This window comes from Microbulbifer regidiadema (SeqCode) (assembly GCF_052467605.1).
On sequence record NZ_CP174316.1, the window covers coordinates 4,040,334 to 4,058,389 of the forward strand.

The following is an 18,056-nucleotide window of genomic DNA, read 5'->3' on the forward strand; positions in this document are numbered from 1 at the left end:
CGGGCTCCCCAAAAGATCTTTTAACGCCAAATTGCCATCTATTTTGAGACAGATATACCGGCTACCAAGTGGTGGCATAAAAATTCTTGTCTAGCTTCCGGTTCTCCACTCTTTGGATGTCCAGGATAGGATTGTGTCAAGTACAACAGCCCTTACCATATCTAAATTATCGGGGATACTCTTCTCTAGCCCTTCCTCTGAGGGGCCCTCTAAAAACTCTCCCCAACAAGCCAGTGAAAATACAAGCTCATGGAGAGGTATTTCTCCACCAATCTCTTCCGTATGAAGGTTTTCAAACTTCACCCCGCTAGCCCTAGCGGTTATCTCATAAGCATTACCGCTCCAAATAGCAACTTCTTCCTTACCTAAAGCTATTTTTTTTAATGCCCCCAAGTACAGCTCGCAAGAATCTGTTGACTGGAAGTCTCCTTCTAGGGCATCACATAAAAATGTATTGTGTATTGCAGATGGGACTCCATTGACAAAAATTCTCGCAAGCTTAACCCCTGACTTGTCAACATAAAATTTAAGATTTTTCATATATAAAACCCGTCATTATTTCACTGGGTATATCGTAAGGTTAGGAGAGTCATATCCATGAATTTGCTGGTGGGCGGGGAGCGCCGGGATATGCCTAAAGGCTTGCCTTTTCAGCTGGATCACTATTTAGAGCTGGTAGACTGGAGTGGCCGGCAGCTGCACCCTAAAAAGCGCGGCGTTATTTCCGAAAACATCCCACCTATTTTAAATCGGCTGGGTATTTCGCCAAAACACTGGCTCTATCTAAACCGCAATTTTGAAAGCCGCTTTAAACGCTTGGTGGGCTCGGCGGAAGCGGTACGCCAGGTCTGTACGCAGAAAAATAAACGCTGGGTACACGGGCTGCGCGATTGCCAGCGCTTTCTTAGTCCCACCCCTTGCTAAATTACAGAAATCCGTTTATCAGCTGCCCCTAGATTCCATCGCTCCCGACTCTACTCTCTCCTAATTCCCTACGGGCTCCCCAAAAGATATTTTAATGCCAAATTGTCATCTATTTTGAGACAGATATACCGGCTACCAAGTGGTGGCGAAAAAATTCTTTTCCAGCTTCCGATTCTCCATTCTTTGGATGTCCAGGATAGGATTGGTAATGTTGCTGGCATCGCATTCCACTCTGTGGCGGTTCAGTTTCACCCGTTTTTCTTCAAAATTTTTAGATATCATCTATTTTCTTTTAGAACCCAGTCGGCTAGACGCTCCCCATTTTTTAAATTCTCTCTTTTATAATAAAAAACAGTATCGGTATTAAAGTGTATGCTGGAGCAACCAATGATTACACTTGTGTTGTCATCGGTGAGAATTTTTACGGCTGCACATTCATCGTATATTTTGTTTTCCTCCAATATTTTTTTATCATCCATGATGAATAAAATCTCTTCTTTTGGATTTGTTCCCCACTCAAAAGCGCCCGAGTAAAATCTCACTTTAGAAAAATACACCTCTAATTGATGGTAATAAGAAAAATCAGTACTTGCCGCCATCATTAATTCGCCTGAGCCATACTTGTTTACCTCAAAGTCCAACCAAGTAAACTGACTTACATATTTGTTAATGTCATTAATTGCTATATTTAAATTGTGCACTTAAATTCATCCGTCATAGTTTGTAGTAGGCATAGGAATGTGCGTTTCATTGGCAGCTACCGCATTATATGTTTGGCTATTTTTCTTCAGTGTACTCACATGATGCCAATTACCTTGATTGTCCATATATTCCCAGCCATGGCCTTGATTTGAGCCAGGTTTATTCCCTTGGATTCGCCGAGCAACCCTATATATATCACCTACTGCTGAATTGGAACCGCTTGGTGCATTTGGATTTACGCCGTGAGCCCTTACCTCATAATCCACCCCTCCAGCAGACCACTTCTGTTTAAAAGACTGAGGGTATGCAGAACCCGGATTAACACTCCCTTGTCTTCTGATAGCTTCATCTAGCACGCTTTTAGGTGATGGGTTGACTAAGTTGCCTTCGCTGTCCCTCCAATCTCCATTTGAATCTTGCTTAGCCTCACTACAGTCCAAGCCTAATGGGTCCAGCCACCCTAAGGGATTAGGTACATATTGGTAATTATTTACTCCCCCCAACAATCCAATCGGATCCTGCTGAGTAAACTCTCCTACCTGTGGATCATAGTACCTAAACCGATTATAGTGCAGCCCAGTTTCTTCGTCGAAGTACTGCCCCTGAAAGCGAATCGGCTGCTCTATCTCGTTCTTATGGGCTAAAGCGATATTGCCATAGCTCTTATAGGCAACACTCCAAACTACTTCACCTTCCTGATTGGTAAGGGTATCGGGGGTTCCCAAATGATCTAGGTGATAGTGGTAAACCTGTTCTTTCTCTTGGTTACCATCCTTTAGTGCAACCGGCTTGAAAGTACCCGGTTCAAAGTAGTAGGTCCGGCTGTTCAGGTCCTGCCGAGTTTGGATATCAGCTTTATTTTCACGAAGCAGGACATCACCATCCCAGAGAAAATTAGTGTATTCACTATTGCTGCTCTTACCAATACGGCGGCCGAGCGGGTCGTACTGGTAGTGAATCTCCTGCTGAGGCTGTTCTACCCCTTCTTCCAGTTTGAGCTTTTCTACCCGCACTAACTGTTGGCGATAGTTGTAGTGGTAGCGGGTTTGCAGTTTCTGCCCTTTGCCGCGCAGCTCAGCGATGCGGTTGCCGTGAATATCGTAGCGGTAGTGGGTATCGCCACGGAAGGCTAAGCGATTGCCTTTAACTTGAGTGGCACTGGCTTGCTGTTTCGCTCCATCCTTTGAGTTGGCGGCGGCGAGAATATTATGTGCAGGGTCGTGTACAAAATACTCGGGGTTGGGGCCATCTACCTGGGTGAGGCGATCCAGGGCATCATAGTGGTAGCTGCGAGTGCCACGCAGACTGTCCTCAATTTTAGAAATCTGGCCAGCTTTGTTGTACTGGTAGCTGCGCTCCAGGATTGAGTGAGAGTTCTGAGTTGGGTCGGCGACTGGGCTATCAGCTTTGTTTAGGCGCAACTTTTACAGCCGCCCCTGAGGATCATAATCTCGCTGGCTTTCTAGGTCATTGCCGTGTTGGCGCTGGCTCTCCCGGCCCAGTTCATCGTGACTGATACGGGTAGTCAGCTGACCGGAATCACTACCCGCCGGGCGGCGGAGTTGAAGGCCTCAATCTATGGGTGTCCAGAAATGTTGAATGCAGGTTTTCGGACTGATGGTGGATTGCCGAGAAAACATCCAATTTCGTCAGAGTGCCCAATTAAACCTGCATTGTTACTGCTTGGAACATCAATCAGTTAATGGGGGCTCGTGCTCCCAAGATCCAATACATTGCAATCGACCATCTGCAAAAGCTCTCTCTCCAGCGCCTTCCATTTTTTTCGAGTTCCATAAAATGAGCAAAGATCTAATTTTTTTCTTATCACTCCGCTCCACTATTTCCTCTATAAGCCTTTTTGAATTAATACCATTCAATACGCATAGCTCTTTTACTGATACGGCTTCATCTACCCCTTCTACCCAGATAAAGTCATGATCATACCATCGGCCCAAATCTCTACTAAAATTGGAAATTGGCTCATTGTCTCCTGCCCCACCGGGCTCATCCAAATAATCTTCTAGCTCTAATTCACTTAAATCACCTAACCATACCGTGAGGAAACCCTCTACTGATTCAACGAATGGATTATCACTAAACATACTATCAATCTCCTATTCTCAATCCGGATGGCAAATCAGATCTGCCGTCTGGCAGCCATCCAGAATATTCTCCCCAATTATTAATTTTACGCTGGAATTGCTCAAAACTATTTGACGAGTCAATTAAATCACCTAACTGCTTATGGGCTCTAGATGAAATACTATTGGTTCCGTGTTTCTTAACTACCCCTGTTATGGGATCTTTAAAGAAAGTCGCTTTGGTTGGAGTTACCAAACTAACTATCTCATCGTAATTTACACCCCAGGCTTTCACTTGAGCAGCCCTAGAAACCATGAGCCATTCATGATCGCCGCCACCATGGCGCAGTCTACTTTTAATAACATCCCTTGTGTCTGCATTTTTGTAGAGCTGAACGATATCATCTACTGATTTAGAATCGAACCACTCCTTAAATGCTGTACCTCCAGGTATTCCATGCAACTCAGCTGTAGTTAGTTCCCGGGTAGGTTTGTTTGGGGCAACACCCTTCTGTACCTGCGGCCCAGCAATAGCATTAACTTGCCTACTAGGATCTTCCTTCGCCGCAGTCAACCCCGAGGGGTCTACCCACTCAACCGGATTAGGCACATATTGATAGCTATTCGACCCACCCAACAATCCAACCGGGTCCTGTTGGGTAAACTCCCCCACCTGCGGATCATAGTACCTAAACCGATTGTAGTGCAGCCCAGTTTCTTCATCGAAGTACTGCCCCTGAAAGCGAATAGGCTGTTCAATCTGATTTTTATGGGCCAGGGCGATATTGCCATAGCTCTTATAGGCAACACTCCATACGACTTCACCTTCCTGGTTGGTAAGGGTATCAGGCGTGCCCAGATGATCCAGATGGTAGTGGTAAACCTGCTCTTTCTCTTGGTTACCTTCCTTTAGTGCAACGGGCTTGAAAGTACCCGGTTCAAAGTAGTAGGTCCGAGTATTCAGGTCTTGCTGGGTGTGGATATCAGCCCTGTTTTCACGAAGCAGGACATCCCCATCCCAGAGGAAATTGGTGTATTCACTGTTGCTGCTCTTACCAATACGACGGCCCAGCGGGTCGTAGTGGTAGTGGACTTCTTGCTGAAGCCGCTCTATCCCTTCTTCCAATTTGAGCTTTTCTACTCGCACCAACTGCTGCCGAGTATTGTAGTGATAGCGGGTTTGCAGCTTCTGCCCTTTGCCGCGCAGTTCGGCGATACGGTTGCCGTGGATATCGTAGCGGTAGTGGGTATCGCCACGGAAGGCTAAGCGATTGCCTTTAACTTGAGTGGCACTGGCTTGCTTTTTCGCCCCATCCTTTGAGTTGGCGGCGGCCAGAATATTGTGTGCAGGGTCGTGTACAAAATACTCGGGGTTGGGGCCATCTACCTGGGTGAGGCGATCTAGGGCGTCGTAGTGGTAGCTACGCGTGCCACGCAGGCTGTCCTCAATCTTGGCGATCTGACCGGCTTTGTTGTACTGGTAGCTACGCTCCAGGATTGAGTGAGAGTTCTGAGTTGGGTCGGCGACTGGGCCATCAGCTTTGTTTAGACGTAACTTTTGCAGCCGTCCCTGAGGATCATAATCTCGCTGGCTTTCCAGGCCATTGCCATGCTGGCGCTGGCTCTCCCGGCCCAGTTCATCGTGACTGATGCTGGTGATCAGCTGATTGGTGTCACCACCCACTGGGTGGCGGTGCAGGCTTTGGAATTGGCCGGCGGGGTTAAAGGCGAAGTTGAGCACTTCGCCATCGGGTAAGGTTGTGGCGATACGGTTGCCGGCGGCATCGTATTCATGGGTAAGCTTCTCTTTGCCCTGCCAGTCCGCAGTGACGCGGCCATTGGCATCGTACTCCCAGCGCAGTTTGCGCTGGCCATTTTCCGCTTCGATTAGCTGGCCGCTGCGGTTGTAACGGAAGTTGGTAATCCCATCCGGCGTTACTTCCTCCAGCATACGGCCGAAAGGATCGCGCTCAAAGATCGTATCGATACCCTTGCCGGTATCAGGATCAGTTACCGCTCTTGAAGCGATCAGATGGCCGGCGCGGTTATAGGCATAGCGGGTTACGCGGCCGTCGAAGCCTACCTCTTCAATCAGGCGTTCGTTGAGGTCGTATTTAAGCTGGTAACGCTCGCCATTTTCATTGGTGAGTCCGATTAAGTTGCGCTCGCCATCGTAGTGGTATTCCAGGCGGCTGCCATCCGGATTGGTGCGCGCCTTAACTTGGCTGAGGCCGTCGTAGGCGTAGCAGGTGCTGCGGCCTTCGGAGTCAGTAATTTCGGCAAGCAATCCTTGGGCGTTGTAGCTGTACTGGGTGCGGGCACCATCTGGGGTAATAACCGCATGGATACGATCCTGACTGTCGTATTCGTAGCGGGTGACTTGGCCGGGGGCGTGCTGCACTTCTTGCAGGCGGCGGGCAATATCATAGCGATAGTGCTGGCTGCGGCCCATAGGGTCTTTGATCGCTGCCAGCCTGCCTTCCGGGTTCCACAGGTAGCGGGTGGCATTGCCGAGGGGGTCGGTAACACTGCCGATCAGACCGACCGGGTTATAGCTGTAGCGGGTGCTGTTGCCGAGGGCGTCGGTGGTGGCGACGATCTGGCCGTTTTTGTTGTATTCGCGCTGCCAGGTGTTACCGGCTGGGTCGGTGACTTTGCCTGGCAAGCCTTCGTTGTTGTATTCGATACGGTGGCTATTGCCGGCGGCATCGGTCTTTTGGATTAGGCGTCCCTGATCATCGTACTGATAGATCTCTTCGCGCAGGCTGCCATCATCGCTGGGCAATTGGACCTTGGTTACCTGACCCAGCTCATTGTAGCTGTAGAGCGTCTCTGCGCCCTCGGGGTCGCGGTGATAAATCGGCAGGGCGCGCTCATTAAAGCGGTAACGTTCCTGCCCGCCACGGGTATCGGTCACCGTAACTCCGTGGCCATCCTCGTCCCAGGCAAACGTATAGTTGTAGGTAGCCTGACCATTGATGGGATCGCCCCACTGGCGTATGCAGCGGGCCGAGGGACCTTCTCTATCCCATTCAAAGTAAAAGCGGTAACCGGTTTTTAAGGTGCGCTTAGAGATTACATGTTGTTGGTATTCGTATTGCTCACTGTAGCCATCCGCATCGGTGGCTTTTATCAGGTCGCCTTCGTCACTGTATTCATACTGAGCCAGTATTTTAATGCGGCCATCGCGAGTTTCTTTCTTTAGCTCACCCATGCGCAGGCTGTTGCGCTGCCCTTCCGGTGGGCTGATATGTAGGGCTTCGCCGAGACTGCTCTCGATACAAATCAGGCGTTCGCCGATATAGTGGAACAGGTAGTAGTTACCGTAGCCATCGCGAATTTCAGAGAGTTTTAGAGTGCCACTCTCGCCTATCGCTTTAAAGTGTTTTTGTACGCCATTTAAGGCGCCGTAGGGGCTTAGCACCCAGTGCTCATCGCTTACTTGGGTGAGGGAGAGTTTTTCCACCACATTGTGGCTTCGCCCGCTATTGCCCGGTGTCGGCAAACTAATTACCCGACCCTCGGCATCATAAAACTTTACGGTTTTATTACCCGGGACCAGGCGCTCGTTTAAGGTGTGCGCCCAGCCATGGCCTAATCCAAAATCCTCACTATTACTGCTGCGATAAGATCGAGTCAGGGTTAATGGCAGCGGGCCATCCAGTACCGCATCTACCAGGGATAAAAACTCCTCCCCGGTTTTTAAGTTGATTGGATCACCGCTGTGACGGGAGTTATCTGCACAGGGTACAGCCTCACCTGCCGGCGTCTGTCCCACTGTAGTAGTTGCGTTGTCAGGCTCGTTGCTATCGTTCGCTTGACTATTCTGGGTACTATTTGAATTACTGCTGGCGCTACTGTCGGAATTGCTATTGTTTTGATTACTGCTGGAACCACTAGAGCTTCCAGAGTTGGAACTGCTCGAAGAGGAACCACCAGAGCTTACTGGCACAGCCTCCTCAGAGGAGCTAAAGTCGGAAAAGCTGGCGCTGCCGCCCTTAGCACCGCTTTCCTTGGCGGCCAGCAGCCGCTGTTTTTTCAGCTTGGCTAAATCCAACATTAGCTCGCCGACATTTTTAAAGGACTTCAGCAGGCGTGCATTTTTAACCATCGCCGCAGCCGCACCGACACCCCCGGTAACGGCGGCAAGAACAATCGTGAGAATAATCTCAAAGGCACCACCACCGGCCATTTCGGTCATTTCCAGGCTGTGCTGGGCTTTTACATAATCTTGGGCAAAGCGGAAAATAATATCGCGCAGGGCTGGGTCATCGTAAATAAGCTGGGTAACATCCAGAGCCAGTTCCAGCTGCTGCCGGGTGATTGAGGAGGGATCAAAGCCGAGAACATCGACGGTTTCCCGTTGCAAGGCAGTGACATTCTCCCGGTGAGACTCTTCAAAGCTCTTGTCATGTAGGAAGTAGTCCGCTGTGGCAACTCCCAGCCGGTGGGATTGGCGGATGGGATTGAGCATCAGCGCTACTTCAAGCACATCTTTGGTCCACACCGCCAGGCCCCAGGCGGCATTGCCCAAACCTGTGGCCCCGCTTTCAATATAGGCGCCCACTTTTTCCAGAGTGGAGCGCTGTTCGTGTTGCCGCTGGATCTGGGCCGCTTCGACGCGCTCTTGGGCGATAATTTGCTGTAACCCCAGACGGATTTTAACGATTAAGTCCGCCGGCTGGTTTTCCTGTGCCGCAATAGCAGCGGGCGCCTGTTCGATAATCAGGCGGCTCTGTACCAGGGCGCGATAAATTTCCCGCGCATGGATGGATAAATAGCTCGGGGGCTCGGATGCAGGCCCTGAAAACGGCGTGCCGAAGGTGCTGGCTTGGAGGCCGTTATTGAGTGGAAAAAAGTGTGTGTAAATATTCTCAATGGCGGCATCGTCGAACATTGAAAGTAAATGGCTGGCATCCACCTGCATCGGGAATGCAACCGCATCTCCCCCCGCTGTCCTGACTTCGTACTGGATACCCTGCTTATTTTCAATGCGTAGTAGCATGATAATTCCTTAAATGCTCACACCTGGAAAGAAGTTCATTCAATTCATCGCGACTTTAGAGTATGGGAGAGTCCCTTGGATAATCAGCTAGTCAAATTTATTTGAAACTGATTGGTCGCCAATAAGCGGCTGCTTCAGGTGAAATCATGACCGATTAAATTTGAAGCGGTCAGATCTGCTAAGAATACATAGTGCACGGCAGTCGGCTATCAACAAACAAAAATCTATTGAGGAGCGCTTTTTGTGGTTTTCCATTCTAAAAAGCACTGAAAATTAGATTTTTCTATTACTTTAACCCTGAAAGGAAAATACTTCTTACTGAATACAACCTGAGGCTGAAATCTATTGCGTTAGATTACCCCAAATAAAGCGAATAAGGTAGATGGGAGGTGTGGAAGGGCGATAGAAAACTCCTAGAAATTAACGGTATAGAATTCACTTAAAGTGGTATTGCCGTACAGCCTTCGAATATGCTCAGAAAGATTTTGATGCTTTCCTAACTTAGGGAGGTGAGGGTCGGGGCCGGCTGCTAAAGGTGCTCCCTGTTATCGATATCCAGTAGGTAGTTGTAAGTTATTGGCGCTGAAGTACCAGTTAAGTTCTTCCAGCTTTGAGCAACCCACAGTGGCAAAGTCCCTCTCGAAACCCTAACGGTAAAAAATTAATAGATAGCTATAAATTGAGAGGGGTGGCTCAATAACTATTCTTTCTCCCCGGCCGCCCTTAGAATCGCTGAGAAAAATATATCGAATGATTCTCTAACATGGATTAATTTAGTTGGATAAAACTTGCGCTCAGCGTTTTGTTCGAAATTATCTCGTATCTATCCACAGGGAAAGTACATAGTTAACCACAGGAACCTACTCGATTAATTTTTCACCACCTTCGTGCAATATGCCAGAGTAGCCAAAGAGAAAGCCCAGTGCTGGCAAGGAGATTTTCACTTCAAACTGGTAGAGCCCATTCACAATAGCCTTTCCGGCATAAACCTTGGGTCTGAACAGTGCTGGAATAGGTATACCCAAAATAGACACGGATCGTTGTAGCCACTGCCAGTTACCGCCCTTGGTTGAAACCCCGAGCTGCATTTTGACCGGGCCGCTGGATTCAATCCAGTAACCCCCTTGTTGATAAGTCCTTACTGGGTAAAACTCTGAAGTAAGGGTATGAGTGTTGGCAAAAGTGCGAGACCAGGTTAGTTTTTCTGAGGAGTGATGAATTTCTACAGAAAAAGGTACCTTGCCAGCTTTTGTGGGCGCCCCCAATTTACGCGCCATGCGCCGGCCAATCCAGCCGGCGATGCCGGAGCCAAAGCGGATATTCACCACCCCATTCAGTTGGGCTCCCTGGGTATGTAAGCGCTGTAAAAGTGGATTCAACGCACTAAAGTCGGGCCCAAACCAGTTGAGAACCGCATTATTCATCGGGTAATACCTGAATAAATCACTAGAGCGCTGTTTCCCGAATGTTTAAGCCTTAGGGCGAACCACCGCTTGCACTGCGCAGTAAATGGTCTTGTCCCCGTCTTTATCCTGCACCTCTGAGGACTCAGAGATCACCTGGGATACAACCAGGTCTGACAGACTAACCACTTCCATCAATTCTTTCTTACAGCTGGCAATATTGGCGGTATTAGATATGGCAGCGTCGTAACTGGTTTTGTGGGAGAAAGCTCTTTCCTCCTCGCCTCGGCGGCTGCGTTGAATACTTTGGTAAGCCTCTTTGCTCGCATCCACAGTATCGCCAATAACACGGCCCGGTTTGACTTCGAATTGCATGCAGGCAGTAGTGGCGAGAGTCATGGCAATAAGGGGAAAAAGTTTGTTCATTTTTCGATCTAAGTCCATCTGATATTGAATACTGCTGTAGAGCTTTGGGACACGCTGATTGCGGTCAGCAAAATAACCCGCAGGATCTTATCGGGATATGGCCAGTAATCAAGTGAGTCTGTAAATAGATAGCTTCAATAGGTGGGCAATAACTGGAGCCAGAGAAATATCGGAGTCCTTTGTAAGAATTCGCTACCTGGTACGACAAAGCTAGAGAGCTTCTGGGTCATTCTGCGTGTCTCTGTAAGTCCAGCAGGGCGCGACTTTAGGGTCATATCTGTTTAAGGCTCGCAGAGAGATTGCGTAATGACACAGGGGCTCCCTTGCTATACCAGCAAATTAGTCTATTTATTGGGACTCGTACCCCTCCACTTGAGGTATCACTAATATGAAACTACTTTACCGCACCCTGTTCGCAACTCTCTTATTGCTCTCTGTGCCCCTCGTATCAGCCGGTGAGCGTTTCTCCGAGATGCGCTTTAAAGAGCTGCAAGCTGCCAAGCAGCCAGTATTGATTGATGTGCGGGCAGACTGGTGCCCTACCTGTAAGAAGCAGAGAGTGATTCTTACGCAATTCCAGAAAGAGAATCCCCAGTGTGGCCTCACTGTTCTGGATGTGAACTTTGATCAACAAAAAGAGTGGGTAAAGCACTTTCGTGCGCCCAGACAGTCAACCCTGTTGCTCTATCTTGGGGAGCAGCAGGTTTGGTTCAGCGTTGCCGAAACACGCGCCGATGTGATTCGCCAGAATATCTTTAACTCGGTGAAGGCTTGCGGCGAAAATGCTTGAATACAGTGCTATCCCCCTGGCCCTGGTTGCGGGCACGCTGAGTATTCTCTCCCCTTGTGTCTGGCCGCTGGTGCCAATGGTCGTTGGCGCCTCCAGCAGTGCAGGGCGCTGGGGTCCCTATGCGCTCGCTATAGGGCTTAGCTTATCCTTTGCCCTGGCTGGAACCGTACTGAGCTTTCTGCTGGTCTCTTTAGGGCTGGACCCGGAGTTATTTCGCTATATCGCGGCCATCCTGTTGGTGGTTGTGGCCCTTATACTGCTTATCAAACCCCTGTCCGACTGGGTGACGCTGCGTTTGTCCAAGCTTACCGCCGGGGCGAGTATTACCGGTGATGGTGCCTGGGCCGGGCAGTTTGGTATCGGCTTCCTCACCGGAATTATTTGGCTGCCCTGCGTAGGCCCCACTCTGGGAGCGGCAATTGCGCTCGCCTCCATAGGCCAGCAGCTGGGCCAATCTTTTATAGTGATGTTTTCTTTTGGGTTGGGTACCGCTGCCGCTTTGTTGGTGGCCGGGGGGCTCTCGCGGAAAATTTATAGCCGCTTATCCCCGTCAGTGGGGGCTTTTGCACTTGGTGGCAAAGTGGCGCTTGGGGTCATACTTTTACTGCTCGGTGTTATGGTTTTGAGCGGCTTTGATAAGGTGCTGGAAACCTGGGCTTTGAACTGGATGCCCGAGTGGACGTTTAGTTTTTGATTTTGTTTTATTAAATCCAGAATTGGATATCTGGGGAGCCTGTAGGGGCGGGATCTGGTAGTTCTACAAACGAAGATGAATTTTATGAGAAGGAATACTATCCATTTTTTCAGGGCTACCAGACGGACATACCTTACGCTAGGACACTGAATGTTTACGATCAGGAAGAGTTTAATAATATCTGGCTAACTATTCCAGCTGTATCGGGAGATACACCGTGCTCGGATTTTGAAGTCAACCAGGCGGTAGTGATGTTAACTGAAATTACTGTTTTCTCAGTACTTGAGGTGACGAGTTTTGATAGATACCAATACGCAATGATTGAATTTGAGCGTGGCAACAAGCCGGTTTCTGTACTTTTCAAAGAAAAGAATGGCTATAACGCAATTGTTTATTAAGGTTTGACGATTCGAATCGAGACTCTTTCCATAAGTTAACGCATCCTATGCGCTGTTAATCCTGCCGGATTCTTCAATCCATTGCTGGCCAAAACCTGCTTTTTGGATATGGCCGATAAAAATATTCATTAGCCTTTCCATGCAGCTCTCAAGGTCTACTTCAAACTCTAATTCTTCGTCGGCCTGGTAATCTTCAGCTGCTTGATCTGCCATGTCCCAGAAAAACTGGGTTAGTCTGCGAGCTTCGTCTTCGGAGAGAAGGTCACTATTGCAGAGGATAATATTTTCAGCCCACCGATTGTTTAGCTGTCGGGCATAGTGAATGGCTATATCCTTAGCGGCCAGCTCATATTTATTGAATTCCATTACTATTTATAAGCCTGAATATGTGTTCCACTTTCCATAAATAATAGCTTCTGGCTAGCGCTATTAACCTTGGTCCAGAAGAGCTTACGGTGATGGGTGACCTCTTTTGAACCGCAATATTCACAGCCTTAATCCACCGGCCAGTAAATACGCACCAGCGGCATTAGTGCCCTGCCTTCCAAATCGAAGCTCTCATAGTGGCTGACGATTAAGTCGGCCAGGTCGTCCAGGTCTACCAGGGTGAGGGGGAAGGTGGAGCGGTCGGCTTCGTAGCGGGCTTCGCGGGTGAAGCCGCCAGTGCTGACGAATAGGCCGGAATCCCCTTCCCGCAGGGCGCCGATAAAGCCGCGTATGGCGGGGGCGCCCATGGAGCCATCGCGATGTTTCACTTCGGCTTTAATGCGCGGCTGGGTAAGGCCCAGGCCGTCCGGTGAGGCGATCACATCCACACCGCGATCAGGGCCCTTGGGGGATACCTTGGCCTTAAAGCCCATTGCGCGCAGTATCGCCGCAACCAATTCCTCCATTTCCTCGGGCAGCAGTGCGGCGATCTTGTCTTTGATGAGTTCGTGGCTCTGGGCCACGGTTTCGTCTTTGAGCTGTGCGCTGTCCGTTTCTGCGGCCTCGTCTTCCTGCGGCGTTAGCGTACGGCCCTCGAATATGGTTAGGAAGGCATCAATGGTTTCCTGGCTTAGGGAGAAGAGGGTGAGGGTGGAGCCGAGGGAGTTCTTAGCTTTTTGTGGCAGCTGATCGCGGCTGACTTTGCCGAGCCACTCCACCTTACGCAGGTTGGCATAGTCACCGATAATATCCGGCTGGTAGAGGTACTCCCCTTTATCGACCCCCAGCAAGTAGTTCCGGGTCTCCGGGTTGTAGCTCACAATATAATCGCCTGCGGCAATCTGATCGCGAAACTTCAGGATCATGGCCAGGGCATTGGCGGTAGCCGCAGGCTTGTCATTGCCGTAAATCTTGATGTATTCGTCCCGCAAGCGCTCGGTGCTTGAATACTGGCTTAGGTCTCCCAGCTGTGACCAACCCACTGCGGCAAAGCCTTTCTCGAAGTCTTCACTGTAAATACCACCGCGCCCGGCGCGGATCATCCATGCGTTGGTCATTCTTCGAATTCCTTATTTTCTAATTATTTAAACAGCTTTTGCGTGCAGTGCAGGGCTTAAGAGTTAGCAGTTAACAGCTTAAAACCCTATAGCGGTTTAACCTTCTATACGACAGGGCTAGTTGCCTTTAGCGCAGGTTTTTGATTTTGCATATTTTCTTGCTTCGCCCAGTCACGCTTGAGTAACTTGTCATAGGTAATACTGATATCCAGGGCAAGTGCTCTACCGGGGAGAGATTGTTCGTATCTTCCTGCGTGAATTTTATTGCGGGCATCTCTCACTTCGTCGATTTGTTCCTTCTCTTCGCTATTAATCAGGCCATCCTTACAAGCACTATTAGTCATTTTGCTAAATGTACCATTTTTGTAGTGGTGAAAGAGCAAACCCTCCAATACTCCACCAACCATAAGTACATAAGACAACCAGGATTGGCTGTTAAATGCGTTATCGGCTTCTTCAGCAAATTGGCCGAGGCGGCGCTGTAAGCCATCATTATCAATGTGAGGAAATAAGAGTTGGTAGTCTCTGACTCCATTATGATAAACAGTAAGCCAACCATTGGGGTCTCCCAGCATCGGTAAACATCTGGAGGAAAGTACCAGAGTGTCGGCCGTGAGATGATACTCTGGTTGCTGGGGGGCGGTTTCTGACATTACTTCATGCCCCAGTGTTATCTGGCTGTGGTGTATCGCGTAAGCCGGCAGTTGCGGTAATCGAAATACCGCATCGGACTGCTGATAAACTGGATCGTTATCGGAAATATAGTCTGGATTCTGGAGTGGAAAAATGGTGATCTGCATATTAGCTTTGCGTATATTCGCAGATTGCATCTGTTGCTGATAATTGAATCTTTTTAATTTTAGCTAAATATTTTTTCAGACTGTTACAGAGAAGCATAAGTTGGTCAACTTTAACCGCTATACGATGTTGCTCTTTTAGAGGAGGAATAGGCAAAACCCATTTGGATATAGCATCCATTCCTATATTGGCTTGATTCGCTGTGCCTGTGGACTTTTCGTAGATCTTATCTAGCAATCTGTCCTCCTTTAAGGCTTTGATAATGTATTCCTTGCTAACTAATAGGGTCTGTATATTACAAAGGCGCTGATTAAGGAAGAGTGTTCTTTCCTCTACATCACTATCATTAACCATGAGGGAGTAGAGATAGTCTCGTTTTCCTTTGGTTCCGGTCATGGTTAGTAGAATATCACCTGGAATAATTTTGTAGCTCTCTGTACTTTCAGCAAGTATAGAAGATATATATGCAGGTTTTTCCTCGACTCTTAGCTTATCCGGCCGGATGTTACCCATGCGGATAACTTGAAATAAGGTGGGCATAAGGAAATCTCCACTCTTGTAAGCATAACCTCCCTTTATATTTGAGAAATTACCGAGATGAGACCACTCCCATCCTGTAGGCAGTTCAAACGGCTTTTCCTCATCTCCAATCTCCGGCAAGGGCTTTTGCTTCTTAATCTTTTTTTCTTTGATCAGCTGTGCCTTTTCCGCTGCAATTCTATCTAGTAACACACTCGCTGGTTCGTCGTTGGGATCTTGGGGTACCAGTTTGCCCATGACGGCCAGTTGCAGGATGGTTTGCTTGAGTTGTTCTACGGCGTAGTCGGTGGTGATTAGGGTATCGAAGTGTTCGCTCAGGCGGGCCCAGTTTTGCTTGAGTTCTTCGGCGTCTTGGGCGCTGGTTAGGGTTGCCAGCAGGGTATCCACTAGCTGTTGGTGGGCGTCCAGACTGGCTTCGGTTTGCTGTTCCAGTTGGTCGCAGAGGGCCATTAGTTGGTCGACTTTAGCTACTATCCGGTTTTGTTCCGCTAAGGGTGGTAGCGCAAGATAAGTATGTGCAAAATATTCTCTTGGAACACGTTTTTGGCCTGCTGATCCTGTCATTTTGCTTTCTCCCAATTTTAAAAACTGAGGTGATTTCAAATGTAGGAGTATAAAAAACCGGTTGATATCATTTGTAATTGGCCTAGCTACATGTAGCTCAGTTGTGCCTGTGCCATATCCATTGATTAGCCCAGAAAAAATAGCGGCCTTACTATTCTCAAAGCATGGTGTGATTTTGGCTATAGCAATGTCTCCATCGGCAAAATGTGTATAGCCTTTTTTAATTTCTGACCAATTACGAATCTCCTGCCCATGACTTCCTTTGATATTTGTATGAATCAGTGGCATGGGAACAAATGAAGCTTTATCCTCATCTCTGAGATTGTTTTTGGGGCCGATTTCACAAAAATCGTCGATAGTGGTCCACGACCACCCCTGGGGAGCGGGGAATGATGGTTCTGTATCGAGTGGCGCTGACAGCTTCTTGGTTTTTTTAATCTTTTTTTCTTTTATCAGCAGCTCTTTCTCAGCAGCGATCCTCTCCAACAGTACACTCGCCGGCTCATCATTCGGATCTTGCGGCACCAACTTACCGCGCACCGCCAGCTCCAGAATCAGCTCGCGCAGTTTCTTAATGCCATATAGCTCTCTTTTGCTATTGCTGCCACGGCCCTGGGTTTTCTTGGCTTTAACCGCAGAGGTCCAGAGTTCCAGATTCTCAGTAATTAATTGTTCTGCACTCATTGCTATTAACCCCCACTCTTGCCGGTAAGGGCTTCGGATAAGATGCCTTTCAGCTGATCGCGCAACTTCTGGATCTCCGCCTGCTGCTTGCTGTACTGGGCCAGCAGGGCATCGGGGTCGTGGCTGATTTCCTCTTCCTGGTGGGGGTTTTTGATATCCAGGTTGTAATTGCGCTCGATAATCTCGTCGATGCTCACCTGCCAGGCGTTCTCGTTGGCCTGGCGGTTTTTGCGCTTGAGCTTGGTTTTTTGGCGTTTGCCCTCGCCCCACCAGTCGGCACACTCATCGAAATGGGCCAGCTGCATGGGTTTGGTTTTATTAAAGGCTTTTACCCCTTCGGGCAGGGGTACTTCGTAGTACCAAATATCTTTGGTGGGTGTGCCTTTCTCAAAAAACAGGATATTGGTCTTGATGCTGGTGTAGGGGGCAAATACCGATTTAGGCAAGCGCACAATGGTGTGCAAGTTGCACTCTTCCAGTAGCATTTTCTTGATTTTGGTTTTTACACCCTCGCCAAATAGAGTGCCGTCTGGCAGTACTACGGCGGCGCGGCCCTTGTTTTTTAATACCTCGACAATCAGCTGCAAAAATAGGTCGGCGGTTTCACGGGTCTGCATTTCGGCGGGGAAGTTTTTCTCGATACCGTCCTCCTCGGTACCGCCGAAGGGTGGGTTGGAGACCACCACATCGATATCTTCATCCCAGCTGGACAGGGGCTTGCTGAGGGTATTGCCGTGCTTGATTTGTACCGGCACCTCTATGCCGTGCAGCAGCATATTGGTGGTACACAACAGGTGCGGTAGCTGCTTTTTCTCTACGCCGCAGATTTGCTCTTGTAGGGTCTGCTGGTCTTCGGCGGTTTTTACGTAGTTGCTCTCTACGTGGTCGAAGGAGCAGGCGAGAAAGCCGCCGGTACCGCAGGCGGGATCGAAGATGGTTTCCCCCAGTTGTGGGTCGATCATCTGCACAATAAAGCGGGTCACGGCGCGGGGGGTGTAGAACTCTCCGGCGTTGCCGGCGCTCTGCAAGTCTTTCAGGATCTGCTCGTAGATATCGCCAAACAGGTGGCGTTCGCTGGAGTCGGTAAAGTCGATTTCGTTGAGCTTGTTGATCACCTGGCGCAGCAGGGTGCCGTTCTTCATATAGTTGAAGGCATCATTGAACGCCTCCTTAACGACAAAGCCTCTGGGATTACTGCTGATCGGCGCCGACAGGCCCTTGAGCTTGGGGAATAACTGTTCGTTGACGAACTCCAGCAATTCATCGCCGGTAATCCCCTGGCTGTCGGCGGCCCAGCTGCGCCACAGGTATTTTTTGGGAATTGGGGCCCGGTAGTCGTCCTGCTCAAACTCCAGTTCCTCTTCCTGGGCATCAAAGATTTTCAGGAACAGCAGCCAGGACATCTGCCCGAGGCGCTGGGCATCGCCGTCGACGCCGGCGTCTTTGCGCATAATATCTTGGATGGATTTGATGACAGTGCTGACGGACATAGTACTTCTCAATCGTAAATGGCTGCGCTCGTTGGCTGAGCGCAGCTGGGGTATTTGTGTGTTTGCTGGTCGG

Annotated in this window: 16 protein-coding genes; 4 read left to right on the plus strand and 12 right to left on the minus strand. The window is 49.1% G+C overall.

Annotated features, from left to right (window positions below; all coding sequences use genetic code 11):
• Positions 1 to 90: 90 nt before the first annotated feature.
• The gene (locus ACJJIF_RS18290; protein WP_444929713.1) at positions 91 to 540 is read right to left on the minus strand and encodes a hypothetical protein; all 450 of its coding nucleotides are present in this window, start codon (positions 538 to 540) and stop codon (positions 91 to 93) included.
• A 57-nt stretch (positions 541 to 597) separates the two neighbouring features.
• On the opposite strand from ACJJIF_RS18290, the gene ACJJIF_RS18295 reads away from it, so the two are divergent.
• The gene (locus tag ACJJIF_RS18295; protein WP_444929714.1) at positions 598 to 924 is read left to right on the plus strand and encodes a hypothetical protein; all 327 of its coding nucleotides are present in this window, start codon (positions 598 to 600) and stop codon (positions 922 to 924) included.
• Positions 925 to 1,202: 278 nt separating this feature from the next.
• Here the strand turns inward: ACJJIF_RS18295 and ACJJIF_RS18300 are convergent, their stop codons facing one another.
• The 6 genes from ACJJIF_RS18300 to ACJJIF_RS18325 form a co-directional block, all read right to left on the minus strand.
• Entirely contained in the window at positions 1,203 to 1,625 is a 423-nt protein-coding gene (locus ACJJIF_RS18300) for a hypothetical protein (protein WP_444929715.1), read from the minus strand.
• Positions 1,626 to 1,631: 6 nt separating this feature from the next.
• Positions 1,632 to 3,047 (minus strand): RHS repeat-associated core domain-containing protein, encoded by a 1,416-nt coding sequence (locus tag ACJJIF_RS18305; RefSeq protein ID WP_444929716.1) that lies wholly within the window; start codon positions 3,045 to 3,047, stop codon positions 1,632 to 1,634.
• Positions 3,048 to 3,317: 270 nt separating this feature from the next.
• Positions 3,318 to 3,728: an immunity 22 family protein gene (locus ACJJIF_RS18310; RefSeq protein WP_444929717.1), complete on the minus strand. Its 411-nt coding sequence runs from the start codon at positions 3,726 to 3,728 to the stop codon at positions 3,318 to 3,320.
• A 4-nt stretch (positions 3,729 to 3,732) separates the two neighbouring features.
• Positions 3,733 to 8,712: an RHS repeat-associated core domain-containing protein gene (locus ACJJIF_RS18315; RefSeq protein WP_444929718.1), complete on the minus strand. Its 4,980-nt coding sequence runs from the start codon at positions 8,710 to 8,712 to the stop codon at positions 3,733 to 3,735.
• Positions 8,713 to 9,572: 860 nt separating this feature from the next.
• Positions 9,573 to 10,136 carry a DUF4166 domain-containing protein gene (locus ACJJIF_RS18320; protein WP_444929719.1) on the minus strand — a complete coding sequence of 188 codons (564 nt, stop codon included), beginning with the start codon at positions 10,134 to 10,136 and terminating at the stop codon, positions 9,573 to 9,575.
• A 45-nt stretch (positions 10,137 to 10,181) separates the two neighbouring features.
• A complete protein-coding gene (locus ACJJIF_RS18325) occupies positions 10,182 to 10,541 on the minus strand; it encodes a hypothetical protein (RefSeq protein WP_444929720.1) in 360 nt (119 codons plus the stop codon).
• A gap of 388 nt (positions 10,542 to 10,929) precedes the next feature.
• Here ACJJIF_RS18325 and ACJJIF_RS18330 point away from each other — a divergent pair, with 388 nt between their 5' ends.
• The 3 genes from ACJJIF_RS18330 (at position 10,930) to ACJJIF_RS18340 (ending at position 12,423) form a co-directional block, all read left to right on the plus strand.
• On the plus strand, positions 10,930 to 11,331 hold the full coding sequence (locus ACJJIF_RS18330) for a thioredoxin family protein (protein ID WP_444929721.1): 402 nt from the start codon (positions 10,930 to 10,932) through the stop codon (positions 11,329 to 11,331).
• A complete protein-coding gene (locus ACJJIF_RS18335; protein ID WP_444929722.1) occupies positions 11,324 to 12,025 on the plus strand; it encodes a cytochrome c biogenesis CcdA family protein in 702 nt (233 codons plus the stop codon). The genes ACJJIF_RS18330 and ACJJIF_RS18335 overlap by 8 nt, the downstream gene beginning before the upstream one ends.
• A gap of 251 nt (positions 12,026 to 12,276) precedes the next feature.
• Positions 12,277 to 12,423 (plus strand): hypothetical protein, encoded by a 147-nt coding sequence (locus tag ACJJIF_RS18340; RefSeq protein WP_444929723.1) that lies wholly within the window; start codon positions 12,277 to 12,279, stop codon positions 12,421 to 12,423.
• A gap of 45 nt (positions 12,424 to 12,468) precedes the next feature.
• Here the strand turns inward: ACJJIF_RS18340 and ACJJIF_RS18345 are convergent, their stop codons facing one another.
• From ACJJIF_RS18345 to ACJJIF_RS18365, 5 genes are all read right to left on the minus strand, one after another.
• On the minus strand, positions 12,469 to 12,789 hold the full coding sequence (locus tag ACJJIF_RS18345; RefSeq protein ID WP_444929724.1) for a hypothetical protein: 321 nt from the start codon (positions 12,787 to 12,789) through the stop codon (positions 12,469 to 12,471).
• A gap of 128 nt (positions 12,790 to 12,917) precedes the next feature.
• Positions 12,918 to 13,907 carry a restriction endonuclease gene (locus tag ACJJIF_RS18350; protein ID WP_444929725.1) on the minus strand — a complete coding sequence of 330 codons (990 nt, stop codon included), beginning with the start codon at positions 13,905 to 13,907 and terminating at the stop codon, positions 12,918 to 12,920.
• A 104-nt stretch (positions 13,908 to 14,011) separates the two neighbouring features.
• Complete coding sequence (locus ACJJIF_RS18355) at positions 14,012 to 14,707, minus strand: hypothetical protein (protein WP_444929726.1); 696 nt, start codon at positions 14,705 to 14,707, stop codon at positions 14,012 to 14,014.
• Between the two features lies 1 nt (position 14,708).
• A complete protein-coding gene (locus tag ACJJIF_RS18360; protein WP_444929727.1) occupies positions 14,709 to 16,493 on the minus strand; it encodes a restriction endonuclease subunit S in 1,785 nt (594 codons plus the stop codon).
• Positions 16,494 to 16,498: 5 nt separating this feature from the next.
• Entirely contained in the window at positions 16,499 to 17,983 is a 1,485-nt protein-coding gene (locus tag ACJJIF_RS18365) for an N-6 DNA methylase (RefSeq protein WP_444929728.1), read from the minus strand.
• Between the last annotated feature and the right edge of the window lie 73 nt (positions 17,984 to 18,056).